At 60.7% G+C, this 12,520-nt stretch carries 13 protein-coding genes; 3 read left to right on the top strand and 10 right to left on the bottom strand.

All coding sequences use genetic code 11. The features are described 5' to 3' along the window. Positions 1–223: 223 nt before the first annotated feature. Positions 224–871, bottom strand: coding sequence for a pyridoxamine 5'-phosphate oxidase (gene pdxH, locus ACZ9IM_RS14490; RefSeq protein WP_476224294.1), 648 nt, complete (start codon positions 869–871; stop codon positions 224–226). A gap of 78 nt (positions 872–949) precedes the next feature. Then, a complete protein-coding gene (gene norR / locus ACZ9IM_RS14485) occupies positions 950–2,479 on the bottom strand; it encodes a nitric oxide reductase transcriptional regulator NorR (RefSeq protein ID WP_476224293.1) in 1,530 nt (509 codons plus the stop codon). A 154-nt stretch (positions 2,480–2,633) separates the two neighbouring features. Here norR and ytfE point away from each other — a divergent pair, with 154 nt between their 5' ends. Further along, the gene (gene ytfE / locus ACZ9IM_RS14480) at positions 2,634–3,308 is read left to right on the top strand and encodes an iron-sulfur cluster repair protein YtfE (protein ID WP_008075057.1); all 675 of its coding nucleotides are present in this window, start codon (positions 2,634–2,636) and stop codon (positions 3,306–3,308) included. 75 nt (positions 3,309–3,383) lie between these two features. Here the strand turns inward: ytfE and ACZ9IM_RS14475 are convergent, their stop codons facing one another. Together ACZ9IM_RS14475 and ACZ9IM_RS14470 are read right to left on the bottom strand one after the other, a co-directional pair. Then, entirely contained in the window at positions 3,384–3,821 is a 438-nt protein-coding gene (locus ACZ9IM_RS14475) for a hypothetical protein (protein WP_123494283.1), read from the bottom strand. A gap of 28 nt (positions 3,822–3,849) precedes the next feature. After that, positions 3,850–5,040: an NnrS family protein gene (locus tag ACZ9IM_RS14470; RefSeq protein ID WP_476224292.1), complete on the bottom strand. Its 1,191-nt coding sequence runs from the start codon at positions 5,038–5,040 to the stop codon at positions 3,850–3,852. Positions 5,041–5,655: 615 nt separating this feature from the next. Here ACZ9IM_RS14470 and ACZ9IM_RS14465 point away from each other — a divergent pair. Both ACZ9IM_RS14465 and ACZ9IM_RS14460 read left to right on the top strand, forming a co-directional pair. After that, a complete protein-coding gene (locus ACZ9IM_RS14465) occupies positions 5,656–6,339 on the top strand; it encodes a Crp/Fnr family transcriptional regulator (RefSeq protein WP_008075049.1) in 684 nt (227 codons plus the stop codon). A gap of 5 nt (positions 6,340–6,344) precedes the next feature. After that, a complete protein-coding gene (locus ACZ9IM_RS14460) occupies positions 6,345–6,536 on the top strand; it encodes a protein DnrP (RefSeq protein ID WP_476224350.1) in 192 nt (63 codons plus the stop codon). Between the two features lie 227 nt (positions 6,537–6,763). On the opposite strand, the gene ACZ9IM_RS14455 is transcribed toward ACZ9IM_RS14460, so the two are convergent. The 6 genes from ACZ9IM_RS14455 to ACZ9IM_RS14430 all read right to left on the bottom strand — a co-directional run bounded on the left by ACZ9IM_RS14455 (position 6,764) and on the right by ACZ9IM_RS14430 (position 12,452). After that, complete coding sequence (locus tag ACZ9IM_RS14455; protein ID WP_476224291.1) at positions 6,764–8,605, bottom strand: nitric oxide reductase activation protein NorD; 1,842 nt, start codon at positions 8,603–8,605, stop codon at positions 6,764–6,766. 78 nt (positions 8,606–8,683) lie between these two features. After that, a complete protein-coding gene (locus ACZ9IM_RS14450) occupies positions 8,684–10,111 on the bottom strand; it encodes a cbb3-type cytochrome c oxidase subunit I (protein ID WP_008075044.1) in 1,428 nt (475 codons plus the stop codon). A gap of 3 nt (positions 10,112–10,114) precedes the next feature. Then, entirely contained in the window at positions 10,115–10,555 is a 441-nt protein-coding gene (locus ACZ9IM_RS14445) for a c-type cytochrome (protein WP_030130714.1), read from the bottom strand. A 265-nt stretch (positions 10,556–10,820) separates the two neighbouring features. Continuing rightward, positions 10,821–11,078, bottom strand: a complete 258-nt coding sequence (locus ACZ9IM_RS14440; protein WP_476224290.1) for a cytochrome C oxidase subunit IV family protein — start codon at positions 11,076–11,078, stop codon at positions 10,821–10,823. Positions 11,079–11,089: 11 nt separating this feature from the next. Beyond that, complete coding sequence (locus ACZ9IM_RS14435) at positions 11,090–11,677, bottom strand: cytochrome c oxidase subunit 3 (RefSeq protein WP_476224289.1); 588 nt, start codon at positions 11,675–11,677, stop codon at positions 11,090–11,092. Then, positions 11,661–12,452 carry a CbbQ/NirQ/NorQ/GpvN family protein gene (locus ACZ9IM_RS14430; RefSeq protein ID WP_218394670.1) on the bottom strand — a complete coding sequence of 264 codons (792 nt, stop codon included), beginning with the start codon at positions 12,450–12,452 and terminating at the stop codon, positions 11,661–11,663. Before ACZ9IM_RS14430 ends, ACZ9IM_RS14435 begins: the two co-directional genes overlap by 17 nt. Positions 12,453–12,520 lie beyond the last annotated feature (68 nt).

The raw sequence follows: 12,520 nt of genomic DNA, 5'->3' as shown, positions 1-12,520 counted from the left end.
TGAGCGAGCCTATTCCTCCAAGGAGGTACCTCGTCGGGGACATAGAAAAAATGTGCCGGGCACAAAACCTGTGGGGCTTGTGGCGAGGGGGCTTGCCCCCGTTCGAGTGCGCAGCGCTCGCAGGTCTTGGGTCCGCTGCGCGGCCCAACGGGGGCAAGCCCCCTCGCCACACAAGCCCGCTCCCACACTGTCCTCCATCGCTACAGGTCCTGCGCAATGGGGCTCAAGGCGCCAAGCGATTGCGTTGCCATGCACCATCGCGCAAACGATAGTCGACACGATCATGCAAGCGGTCGGCCCGCCCCTGCCAGAACTCCAGACGCTCAGGGTGCAGGCAGTAGCCGCCCCAATGCTCGGGGCGCGACACAGTCTGGCCAACGAAGTGTTTGATGGTTTCAGCCAGCATGGATTCCAGCGCTGCACGACTGGCCAGCGGACGGCTTTGCGGTGAAGCCCAGGCCCCCAGGCGACTGGCCATGGAACGGGAATCGAAGTACGCATCCGACAATGCTGGGTCGAGTCTGGACACCTGCCCTTCGATTCGCACCTGACGCTCCAGTCCCGGCCAGAAAAACGTCATCGCGGCATAGGGATTGGCGGCCAGTTGCTGACCTTTGTCACTCTGGTAATTACCGAAAAAAGTAAAACCCTCATCGCTCAAGCCCTTGAGCAACAGAACCCGACAGTGCGGCCGCCCTTCAGGGTCGACCGTCGCCAACACCATGCCGTTGGCCTCGACAGGTGCGCACTCGGTGTCGCGGGCCTGTTGCAACCACTGCCGGAACATCGCCAGCGGATCGTCCAGCGCAGCCTCATCTTGCAGGCCATTAAGGGTGTAGTTACGGCGCATCTGAGCCAGGGAAAGCGGCATGACGGTGATCTCCGGAAGGTTTTACGCAGTGTGCGAGGCACTGCGCAAAGCCACCTTGACCGCCATCAACACTGTCGCCTACTTGAGACGCAGACGCCGTGCCAGTTTGTGCAGGTTGCTGGGGTCAACTTCGAGGATTCGCGCGGCGCTGGCCCAGTTTTCCCCGGACAGGCTCAGGGCCTGGAGGATTTTCTTGCGCTGGTAATCGTCGACGGCTTCGCCCAAGGGCTGGAACGGCAAATCAGCCGTAACGTCCGGGGATGGCTCGACCACCGCCCCCGATGCCGCCATCGCGCTGTCGAGATCGAGAATTTCAGGCTCCAGCGTCATGATCAACGCGCGACTCGTACCGCGGCTGAGCTGCTTCAACGCGGCCCGACTGATCACGTGTTCCAGTTCGCGCACATTGCCCGGCCAGGTATAAAGCAGCAGCGCGCGTTCGGCCGCCGGCGACAGGCGCAAACCACGCAGGCCGAGCCGCGCCCGATTGAGTTCAAGGAAATGCCCGGCCAGCATCAACACATCGTTACCGCGCTCGCGCAGGGGCGGAATCGGCACCGGGTACACCGAGAGCCGGTGATACAGATCGGCGCGAAACAAGCCGTCGCGGATGCTGTCCGGCAGGTGCCGGTTGGTGGCAGCGACGATGCGCACATCGACGTGCAGCGGCTTGTCGGCACCGAGGCGCTGGATCTCGCCGTTCTGCAGGGTGCGCAGCAACTTCGCTTGCACGCTCAACGGCAACTCCCCGACCTCATCGAGAAACAGCGTGCCACCGTTGGCGGCATCGAAGCGTCCGGCGCGGTCACTGGTGGCGCCGGAAAAGGCGCCTTTGACATGCCCGAACAACTCACTCTCTGCCAGCGACTCCGGCAAAGCGGCGCAGTTAACGTGTATCAGCGGTTTGTGGTGGCGCCTTGAAAGACGATGCAAGCGCCGAGCGAACAGCTCTTTGCCGACGCCAGTCTCGCCCAACAGCAACACCGGCAGATCGGAGTCGGCCAGTACATCCAACTCATTGAGTAACTGATGCAACACCTCACTTTGCCCGAGGATCTCGCCCTCCTCGACCGGCATTCGCAAATCCTGGGGATCGCTGCGGGACAGACGCAAGCTGCGGTTTTCCTGCTCGAGCCGGGTGACCCGCACAGCGGCTTCGATCTGCAAAGTGCAGCGCTTGAGCTCTTCCCGCGCGCGGCTGTCGAAGGTCCCGGCGTGCAGCGCATCGAGGGTGATCGCGCCCCAGATCCGCCCCTCGACATACAGGCTCACGCCCATGCAGTCATGCACCGGCAGCGGTTCGCCGACGTGGTTGTCGAGCAAGCCGTCATAGGGGTCTGGCAGGCGACTGTCGGGTTCGAACCAGGTCGGCTCGCGCGACGCCATGATTGCCGCCAGCCGGGGATGCTGGGCGATGACGAACCGGCGCCCCAACGCTTCATGAACCAGCCCCACCGTCGCCACCGGCCTGAGGCTGTCGTCATCCAGACGCAACAAGCCCACGGCGCCACTGTTGAAGTATTCGCGCAGGGTCTGGACCAGTCGTTGCAACCGCACGGCATTGGGCAACTCGACGATCAGGTCGGCTGCCAGGCTTTCTCGCAGCATGGTAGTAATCACCCTCTATGGTTGGATTCACCCTGAAGCGTCAGGGTGTCTATCACCACAACTAAAAATAAATCCATGTTTTTCAATCATTTAAATATGGCATGCCGGATGCAATGAGCCTGGGGAACCGTTGAAACCCAAACAAGGAACCCTGATGAGCCAGACCCTATTGGAACAAAGCCTCGGCCAACTGGCCTGCGACATTCCCGGTGCCACCCGGATCTTCCATACCTTCAAACTGGACTTCTGTTGCGGCGGGCATAAAAGCCTGCGTGAAGCGGCCCTTGGCAAAAACCTCGATCCGGTCCTCATTGCCGACGCCCTGAACATTCTGCAAGACGCCGGCGAAACCCAGCACGACTGGCGTAACGAACCTTTGGAACTGTTGATCGCCCACCTTCTGGCGCGCTACCACGCCCGCCACCGCGAGCAACTGCCGGAACTGATCCGCCTGGCCCGCCGCGTCGAGCAGGTCCATGGTGCGCGCAGCAGCTGCCCCAACGGCCTGGCCGATCTTCTGACCGACATGCAGCAAGAACTCGAAGGCCACATGCTCAAGGAAGAACAGGTGCTGTTCCCGATGCTGCAACAAGGCATCGGTGCTCAAGCGGCTCCGCCGATCCAGGTGCTGCGTTTCGAACATGATCAACATGGTGAAGCACTGGAAAAAATGCTCGCCCTGACCAATCACATCATCCCGCCTGCCGATGCCTGTAACACCTGGCGCGCCCTCTATCGCGGGCTGCTGGAATTCAAAGACGACCTGATGCAACACATCCATCTGGAAAACAACGTGCTGTTCATCAATGCCCTGAACCCTCGTCATTGATCGATCGCCAGTCACACCCAACCCGCGTCAGCCCATCGGTTGACGCGGGTTTTGTTTATCCTGGACTGCTTGTGATCAACCGTGCCAATAGAACATCGCCTTGGCCAGGATCACGATCAACACCATGTGCCCGAGGATGCTGCGGCGAATCCAGCTGGCGCGAGTCGCGGTCAGGCGCGCATGGGTCAGCCAATAGGCCAGCAGCAAGTAATGGCCGATGATGCTCAGGGCCAGCAGGATCTTGAGGCTCAGCAACAGGCCAAAACTGCTGGCCAGCGGCTGACCCAATGCGCCCCGGTACTGCCACGCCAGGCCGATGCCGGCGCCATACAACAGCAACACCACGCCATGCAGTACCTTGCGCGAACGCACGGCAATCGCCTGATCTGCCGTCACTTGCGATACGTCCGCCAGCTGCTGGCGCGCGCGATGCCAGATGACCACCTCGAAAAACAGCGTGCCGATGAAGGCAATCGCTGCCAGCAAATGCGTGACCAGCAAAAAGGGATACATCAGCGCCAGCCTCTGTCCGTTCGCGGGCTCATCCCGGATGACCGTCCACCCGGGCCCGCAGCAGCATCGGCCCATAGCGCCAGGCATACAGCGCAAACGCCAGCGCCCAGCACAGACCAGCCAACCACAATGCCGGCAAGGGAAAGAACTCGATCAACACGACCCGGCTCAGGCACGCCAGATTGAGCAAGATGAACGCCAGGGTCATCCCCGACGGCGGCTCCAGCGCACGGCCGGTATGCCCAAGGCTGACCCGCGCGATCATCGCCAGCACCAGGCCGCCCATGGCCCCGATGGTCAGGCAATGCACCGCCAGACTCGGGTTAATCGGCGCGCCGAAATGCCACAGCGCCATCCCGAGACAAGCCACCGCCAACCAGCCATAAGCCAGGTACAACGACCACAGCAACGGCACGTGCCAGACGGCGCGATCATGCCAGCGAACCAGGCGCACCAGATGCCCTACGGCCAACACGGCGAACAACAGGCCCACCCAAAAATTGGGGGCAAGCGCAGGTCCGGCGGCATATAACAACGCCACGAGGGGCGAGCCAATCAGCAGCAGCCAATCCAGCCAGGGCCAAGGGGCAACGCCATCGACCTTGCCGAGGCCACGCTGGATGAAGAACGGAATGACGCGTCCGCCGATCAACCCCATCATCGCCGCCACCAGCCAAATGCCGGTCAGCACACCTTGGCGCTGCCAGCCTTCATGCCCCTCGACCAGGCCGTACAAAGACAACCCGTCGGCCACGGCCAACAACAGCAGAACCACCACAATCGGGTAATTACGTTTCTGCCGCACCTTCCACAGGGTGAAGCCCATGAGCACTGCCACCGCCAACGGGAACGCCATTTCCAGCACCGCGAGCAACGGCCACGACACGTTGGCCAGCCAGGCCACTCGCGCCAATAACCACAGCAACGCCAGAGCGGCCAACGGCTTGCCGCTGAGGCCGGGGCGACCGGTCCAGGTCTGCACGGCCGTCAGCAAAAAGCCCGCGATAATCGCCAAGCCGAACCCGAACAGCAATTCATGCCGATGCCAGCCCAGCCAACCGCCTGCCGGCTGCCAGTCGGACATCGAACCACTAAAAGCCGCCAGCCACAGCGGAATGGCCAGCACCGCCAACAGGCAGCCAGCGAGGAAAAACGGCCGAAAGGCCAGCCGTAACAGCGGCGCGATGGCCATCGCTTTACGGCGGTCAAGCACTTGCATAAAGCCACTCCTCTACCTGTTTGCTGACCTGGCGCCAACCCGTACGCGCCGAGGTAAATCCAGGGCCAATCATCGGGTATTACCGATTCATTGCCTTTGTCACAGATCAAGTGTGCAAGGGACGTGCCCCCGATGCTCATTCGAACCTGCCTGGACTGGGAGAATGGTGGCCCTGTGGCGAGGGGGCTTGCCCCCGTTGGAGTGCGAAGCGCTCCTGAAACCAGCATCCCCGACGTGTCAGATAGACCCCATCAGCCGGTTTACGACTGCTGCGCAGCCGAACGGGGGCAAGCCCCCTCGCCACAAAGGTGATCGGTCATCAGGGTAAAAATGACCATTTAAGGGTTATTTAAACCCTATACAGCATAGTCTTTTTTACCCTCATGCTTGAGAACCCCCATAAACAAGGCCCTCCAAGCCTGGCCCGCGTCTTGCTCTGCATGGGCAACCTTTTAGAAATCCTGGATCCCTTTCGATTACCGGAGTCGTCATGAAAAAAGTCATCCAGCCACTGGCCTGGTTTGTTGTGTTGACCTCAATCCTGGCCTTGGCCAGCGGCGTTTCTCTAGGTCTCGTCTGAGCTGATCCCCCTCTCTATCTTCAGGATGAATTCTTATGGTGCTTCATCGCGTCCATCACCAGATTCTGCGCAGTCATCACTTGTTCGAGCCGTTGAACGAAGAACAGCTGGATGAATTGATGAGTACCAGCCATTTGCTGAGCATCGACAAGGGCGAGCCGTTGTTCCGTCAGGGTGAGCCGGCCGATTCGTTCTACTTCATCATTGCCGGCGCGGTGAAAATCTACCGACTGACACCCGATGGGCAGGAGAAAGTGTTCGAGGTCATCAGCGATCGGCAAACCTTCGCCGAGGCGATGATGCTGATGGACACCCCGAACTATGTGGCATCGGCCGAAGCGATCTGCCCCACCCAGCTCTACCGGTTATCCAACAGCACCTACATGCGCCTGCTGCAGAGCAATAGTCGGCTGACCTTTGCGCTGCTGGGCAAGCTCTGCGTTCGCCTGCATCAACGGGTCAACGAAATCGAAACCCTGTCCCTGAAAAACGCCACCCACCGGGTCGTGCGTTATCTGCTGACGCAACTGGTACGCCAGCAAACCGTTGACAGCCAATTCGAACTGCCAATGGCCAAGCAACTGATTGCCGGGCATCTGTCGATCCAGCCGGAAACCTTTTCGCGGATCATTCGCCGCTTGATCGATGAAAACATCATCACTCAGGACGGCCGTCAGATCGCCATTCTTGATCGCTTGCGCCTGGAACAGTTCGAGTGAGTGCCATGCCCGTCTGCCTGTATTGCCAACACACCAACCCCGCACAAGAAACCGAGTGCCGCCAATGCGGCATGCCCCTGCCGGCACTGGCTGAACGCGCCGGAGAACGTCGGCAGCGCCGATTCATGTGGTTCTGCGTTGGCCTGACGATCTTCTGCGTGGTGATGTTTTTCTGGCTGCCACGCAGTATTTCCTGAAGCCACACCGCAATTATCCACACATCTCGCGCCTGCGAAGCACAGCCCCTGTGGCGAGGGGGCTTGCCCCCGTTGGGTCGCGAAGCGGCCCTAACCCGGTAATCATGTTGTGCCAGATAAAACACACTGGCTGTTTTTACGACTGCTTCGCAGCCGAACGGGGGCAAGCCCCCTCGCCACAGGGTCTGCGCTTCGCAGGCTCGGCAGTGCTACATGGACCGTGTCGCTCAAGGCTGAGTCAGCTGACGATACAACTGCGGCAAGCGCAGCGGTAACTGTTCGGGCTGGCGGATCAAGGTGTAGCCATTGGCGCCGAACATGTACGGCAGGTAATCCCCGGCCTCGCGATCGATCGTGATACAGAACGGCGTCAGCCCCTGACGCCGCGCTTCCAGCACCGCCTCGCGGGTGTCTTCAACACCGTAGCGCCCTTCATACAGATCCAGATCATTCGGTTTGCCATCCGTGAGCAGCAGCAACAGTTTGCTGCGCCGCTTGCTCGTGCCCAATAGTTGCGTGGCTTGGCGAATGGCAGCGCCCATGCGCGTGTAATACCCCGGCTTGAGACCTTGAATGCGACCTCGGGTGGTGTCGTCATAACGCTGAGTGAACGCCTTGAGTTCCTGCATGCGCACTTGCTGACGGCGCAGCGAGGAAAACCCGTACAGGGCGAAATCATCGCCCAGCACCGACAAGGTTTCGCCGAACAGCAGCAGGCTGTCGCGGATCACATCAATCACTCGATGCTCATCGTTCAAGTGGGCGTCGGTGGACATCGACACATCGGCCAGCAACAGGCACGCCAGGTCGCGGCGGGTCTGCCGTTGCTCCATGAACAGACCGCGTTCGGCACACTGGCCATGCTCGCGTTCGACGTGAAAATCCAGCCAGGCCTGCATGTCCAGTTCAGACCCTTGAGGTTGCTGGCGTAACCATTGGCGGTCGTTGCGCAGGTGCTCGAACTGGCGGCGCAGACGGTGCGCCGATGCCTTCAGCCGTGGCGGTAATGGCTGCGCCTCACAGTCGCGGGGCACCATCATTTGCAGATTGACGAAGCTGTCCTGCATCTGCTGTTTGCGGTAATCCCACTCCGGCAGTTTGATGCCCTCGCCGAGGGGAATATCGTCGACATCGGCTGGTGGCAAATCCAGGTGCAGCTTGAGTCCGCCGCCCTTGCGCAGACGGGTGCGAGATAGCGTCAATTCATCCAGGTCGTCGGCGACTCGGGCGGCGTCCGGGTCTTCGCTGTCGTCCGACCAGCGATCCAGGTCCACGTGCTCGGTCCAGCTGAACAGGTTCTCCAGACGCACCACCAACAGCCCGCTATCGCGGGTGTTTTCATCGATCCGCGTCGCGCGTTTACGCCCGCTTTTCTGTTCGCCGGGCGGCGTGGTCAAAGACTCTTCGGATTCATCGCCCAGATCGGCAGCCTGCGGGCTGGCGAGGTTTTGTGGCGGGTACAACCACAGCGGCAGCGGCCATGCGGCCCGTTCGCTGCGAGGGAAATGCTCAACACTGCCAGGTTCGCGCAGCGCCTGGCATAGCGCCCGTTCCAGTGCCGCTTCGCTGGCGTTCAACGAGGCCGGATCGGGGCGCAATTGCAGATGGGCATCGACCAGTCGTTTATACCGGATACGCAACGCGGGATAGCGCCGCAACAGCTGTTGCGTCCAGCGTTGATTGTCCCGACCCCAGTGACGCATATGCCCGGCTTGTGCCGCCAGCAACGCGAGCCACCGATAGAGTTCCTCGTTCAGTGCGACTTCAGGAAACACCGCCAGGCTCGATGGCAGCCGCAAATTACTCGCGTCACACCACGCCAACGGCACTTGTTTGCAGGTGCCGGCGATCTGCTGCAACACGTTGCGCCGCAGCAGCAGATCGCGGTCGCTGGCCGCTTCCACACCGATGCCATTGGCACCGCCCATGGCACGAAACAACAGCGCCAGCGGGCGTTGCTGACTGGCCAGTTCAACCCGTGCTTCAGGGAAGTCAGGGCTGGCACGCCGAGTGATGAAACGATGCCAGACACTGCCTACCCACTCTTCCAGTTCGACGGTAAACGCCATGATGCTTGCCCTTGCTGGAAACCAAAAAAACGGCCCGCTGTATCAGCCGGGCCGACCTTTTCTAGCTGTTGCACTCGCTCATGAAGGTACAACCGCAGCCGGGGCGCGCAAGGCGGCGCGGCTCCGTTGCTTGAAGCTGAGCAGGTAACAGAGCAACCCGGCGAAGAAGCCGAGACCGGCGCCCAGACGCGCCCAGAACAGCACCTGCAGATGTTCGACCGTGGCCATGAATGGCAACGCAATCCCGTCGGCCTGCCAGCGTTGCAGGTAAACCTGAACGACACCGGCAGCGGTCAGGAACAGCGTGATCATCACCATCGACAGGGTCATCAACCAGAAGCCCCAGATCTCCAAGGTCTGCGAACGCTCGTCAGCCGCTTCACCCAGCCCGCGCAAACGCGGCATGGCGTAGCTGATCAAGGTCATCACGATCATCGCGTAAGCACCGTAGAAGGCCAGGTGACCGTGAGCCGCGGTCAGTTGCGAACCATGGGTGTAGAAGTTGACCGGTGCCAGGGTGTGCAGAAAACCCCAGACGCCCGCACCGAAGAACGCGGTGACCGTAGTGCCCTTGGCCCACAGTGTGGCGGCGCGGTTCGGGTGTTGCCGGCGACGGTTCTTCACCATGCTGAAGGCGAAGATCACCATGGCCAGGAACGGTAGCGGTTCGAGTGCCGAGAAGATCGAGCCGACCCACAACCAGACCTCAGGCGCACCGATCCAGAAGAAGTGGTGACCGGTGCCGATAATCCCGGTAATCAGCGCCATGGCGATGATCACGTACAGCCATTTCTCCACGACTTCCCGGTCGACACCGGTGATTTTGATCAGGACAAAAGCGAGCATCGAACCCATGATCAGTTCCCACACGCCTTCCACCCAAAGATGCACCACCCACCACCAGTAGAACTTGTCGCGGGCCAGGTTGCCTGGGTTGTAGAAGGAGAACAGGAAGAACACCGCAAGGCCGATCAGCCCGGTCATCATCACCATGCTGACGGTGGTCTTGCGCCCTTTGAGCAGGGTCATACCGATGTTGTAGAGAAAGCCCAGGCACACCACCACAATGCCCATCTTGGTGATGGTCGGCTGCTCCAGGAACTCCCGGCCCATGGTTGGCAGCAACTCGTTGTGGGTCAGTTTGGCCAGGCCCGCATAAGGCACCAGCAGATAGCCGAGGATCGTCAGCACGCCCGCGGCGGCGAATACCCAGAACAGAATGATCGCCAACTTCGGACTGTGCAGTTCGCGGTCGGCCTCTTCCGGAATCAGGTAGTAGGCAGCGCCCATGAAGCCGAACAGCAGCCAGACGATCAGCAGGTTGGTGTGCACCATCCGCGCCACGTTGAAGGGAATGATCGGGAACAGAAAGTCCCCCACCACGTATTGCACACCCATGATCAAACCGAACAGCACCTGACCGAGAAACAGCATCAGGGCGAACACGAAGTACGGTTTGGCCACGGCTTGCGAGGCGAATTTCAGATGCGGATTAGCAATGCTCATCTCTTAGCCCTCCTTGTTTGGCGGCCAGCCATTGGTGTTGATGTTCGAGCTCCATTTGAGGAACTCGGCGATGTCATCCACCTCTTGCTCACTCAACTTGAACTGCGGCATCGCTCGCCGGCCCGGTACGCCCAGCGGCTGCATTTTCATCCAGGCATGTAGAAAGGGTTTGAAGCCCGCCTCCCCGCCGCGCCGCTGGAACACGTTGCCCAGCTCAGGCGCAAAGTAGGCGCCCTCGCCCAACAGCGTGTGGCAGCCGATGCAGTTGTTTTGCTCCCAGACCGTCTTGCCGCGGATCACTGATTCGGTTAACTGCGCTTCATTGCTGCGCACTGGAAAGGTCTGTTCCGTGTGATAGGTCAAGGCCAGGAATATCAGGAAGAAGAAGATGCTTCCCCCGAAGTAGATATTCCTGGCCATGCCTTTGGTGAAGGTCTCTGACATGGTCGCTTCCTCTTTGCTTGGCGTGCCCATGATAGAAAGCGAAGGGTTGAAACCTGCTTGATGGCGATCAAGAAAGGCAGATGGTTTTGGTCGGGTATTGGCACCATGAAGCCGAACGCCTGACCCTGTGGCGAGGGGGCTTGCCCCCGTTGGGCTGCGCAGCAGTCGCAAAATCTATGAATGCGGTATGCCTGATGAAATGTGATTGCGGGTTTTTGGGCTGCTGCGCAGCCCAACGGGGGCAAGCCCCCTCGCCACAGGTTGGCTAGTCGACCAACACTAGCGTCAGCCCTACAACGGCGGCCAACACCAACGCCCAACTCACCATCAACCGCCGCCACAATCGCGGGGCATGGCGCATTTCCATAAAGCCATCGGCAATCAACCAGGCCTTGCCAACCGCCACCAGCAAAATGGCCACCGACAGCAGCCACGTCGCGCCCATCTGTGCCAGCACCACCGTGCACACGCTTAACGTGGCCAGCGCTGCCCAGCAGACCAGCAAAAACCTGGAAGCGGACATCAGAACCTCCGTCAATTCAGAACGTAGACCAGCGGAAACAGCACCACCCAGATCAGATCGACCATGTGCCAATACAGCACCCCCGATTCAAGCCCGCTGCGGTTGGCGGCGTTGTACAGGCCACGACGACAGCGCTCGGCCAGCCATCCGAGAATGACCATGCCGAGCAGTACATGGAGAAAATGAAAACCGGTGAGGATCCAGTAGAGGGTGAAAAACGTGTTGTGCTCCATGCCCAGCCCCGAGGCCAGCAAGTGTCGGTATTCCGTGAGTTTCAACACCACGTAGACACTGGCGGCGAGCAAGGCCGCTAGCAGGTAGACAGCGCCGTAGCGAGACCGGGAGCGCTTGATTTGCTCTTGAGCCAGCGCGGCGAACAGCCCCGCGGTGAGCAGGCTCAGGGTCATCGCCAGGCCGGTAGAGGTGTTGAGCAACAGACGGCTTTCACCGAACAGCTGCGGCTTGAGTGCCTGGGTCACGGCGAACGCCAGAATCAGAATGGCGAACACCGACAGCTCGGCCAGAATGAAAAACCACATCGCCAGATCGCCCGGCAAGTGCCCCGGCGCAACGCGTCTGGCCTCAGCCGAAGTGGACATCAACCACGTCCATCAGCGCCGCAACCGTCAGCGGATCATCGCTCAGCGGCTCGGCCAGGCAGGCCATGCACGCCTCACGCGGGCTCATGCCGGAGCGGATCATTCGCGCGGTGAAGATCAGCAGCCGCGTCGAGGCGACTTCCTCCAGGTCATGTTGATCCAGCCTTCGCAGGGCCTGCCCCAGCCTCACCACTTGCGCCGCCAGCGCGCTGTCCACCTGCGCTTCCCGGGCGACAATGCGCTCTTCGTCGGCCACCGGCGGATAGCCGAAACGCATCGCCACGAAGCGTTGTCGGGTGCTGGGTTTCATGCCTTTGAGCAGGTTCTGGTAGCCGGGGTTGTACGACACCACCAGCATGAATGACGACGGTGCCTGCAGCACTTCGCCGGTGCGCTCCAGAAACAGCTCGCGACGATCATCGGCCAGCGGATGCAGTACGACCACGGTGTCCTGGCGCGCCTCGACCACTTCGTCCAGATAACAAATACCACCTTCACGCACCGCGCGGGTCAGTGGCCCGTCCTGCCACCAAGTGCCCTGGGCACCGATCAAATGACGGCCGATCAGGTCGGCGGCGCTCAAATCATCATGGCAAGCCACGGTGTACAGCGGCAGTTTCAGCCGATGGGCCATGTGCTGGACGAAGCGGGTCTTGCCGCAGCCCGTCGGGCCTTTGATCAGCACCGGCATGCCGTGTCGCCAGGCTTGCTCGAACAGCGCCTCCTCATTATTGAGCGGTTGATAGAAGGGTTCGCAAGACTGGATTCGGTCCATGGGCTGTCTGTTCCAAAAGCGGATTCAAGCCACACGCTACGGGCCCCTGCGACAACCTGGCAAGTGAC

The organism is Pseudomonas sp. TE12508 (genome assembly GCF_056279485.1).
Note: the sequence above shows the minus strand (reverse complement) of the source record. Positions and strands in the feature narration are given on the sequence as shown.

Coding starts and splice junctions, on each gene's coding strand:
- ACZ9IM_RS14460 (WP_476224350.1), top strand. CDS start 6,345: ATGCCCGTCTGCCTGTATTGCCAACACACCAACCCCGCACAAGAAACC.
- ACZ9IM_RS14455 (WP_476224291.1), bottom strand. CDS start 8,605: ATGGCGTTTACCGTCGAACTGGAAGAGTGGGTAGGCAGTGTCTGGCAT.
- norR (WP_476224293.1), bottom strand. CDS start 2,479: ATGCTGCGAGAAAGCCTGGCAGCCGACCTGATCGTCGAGTTGCCCAAT.
- ACZ9IM_RS14440 (WP_476224290.1), bottom strand. CDS start 11,078: ATGTCCGCTTCCAGGTTTTTGCTGGTCTGCTGGGCAGCGCTGGCCACG.
- ytfE (WP_008075057.1), top strand. CDS start 2,634: ATGAGCCAGACCCTATTGGAACAAAGCCTCGGCCAACTGGCCTGCGAC.
- ACZ9IM_RS14430 (WP_218394670.1), bottom strand. CDS start 12,452: ATGGACCGAATCCAGTCTTGCGAACCCTTCTATCAACCGCTCAATAAT.
- ACZ9IM_RS14470 (WP_476224292.1), bottom strand. CDS start 5,040: ATGCAAGTGCTTGACCGCCGTAAAGCGATGGCCATCGCGCCGCTGTTA.
- ACZ9IM_RS14465 (WP_008075049.1), top strand. CDS start 5,656: ATGGTGCTTCATCGCGTCCATCACCAGATTCTGCGCAGTCATCACTTG.
- ACZ9IM_RS14450 (WP_008075044.1), bottom strand. CDS start 10,111: ATGAGCATTGCTAATCCGCATCTGAAATTCGCCTCGCAAGCCGTGGCC.
- ACZ9IM_RS14445 (WP_030130714.1), bottom strand. CDS start 10,555: ATGTCAGAGACCTTCACCAAAGGCATGGCCAGGAATATCTACTTCGGG.
- pdxH (WP_476224294.1), bottom strand. CDS start 871: ATGCCGCTTTCCCTGGCTCAGATGCGCCGTAACTACACCCTTAATGGC.
- ACZ9IM_RS14435 (WP_476224289.1), bottom strand. CDS start 11,677: ATGTCCACTTCGGCTGAGGCCAGACGCGTTGCGCCGGGGCACTTGCCG.
- ACZ9IM_RS14475 (WP_123494283.1), bottom strand. CDS start 3,821: ATGTATCCCTTTTTGCTGGTCACGCATTTGCTGGCAGCGATTGCCTTC.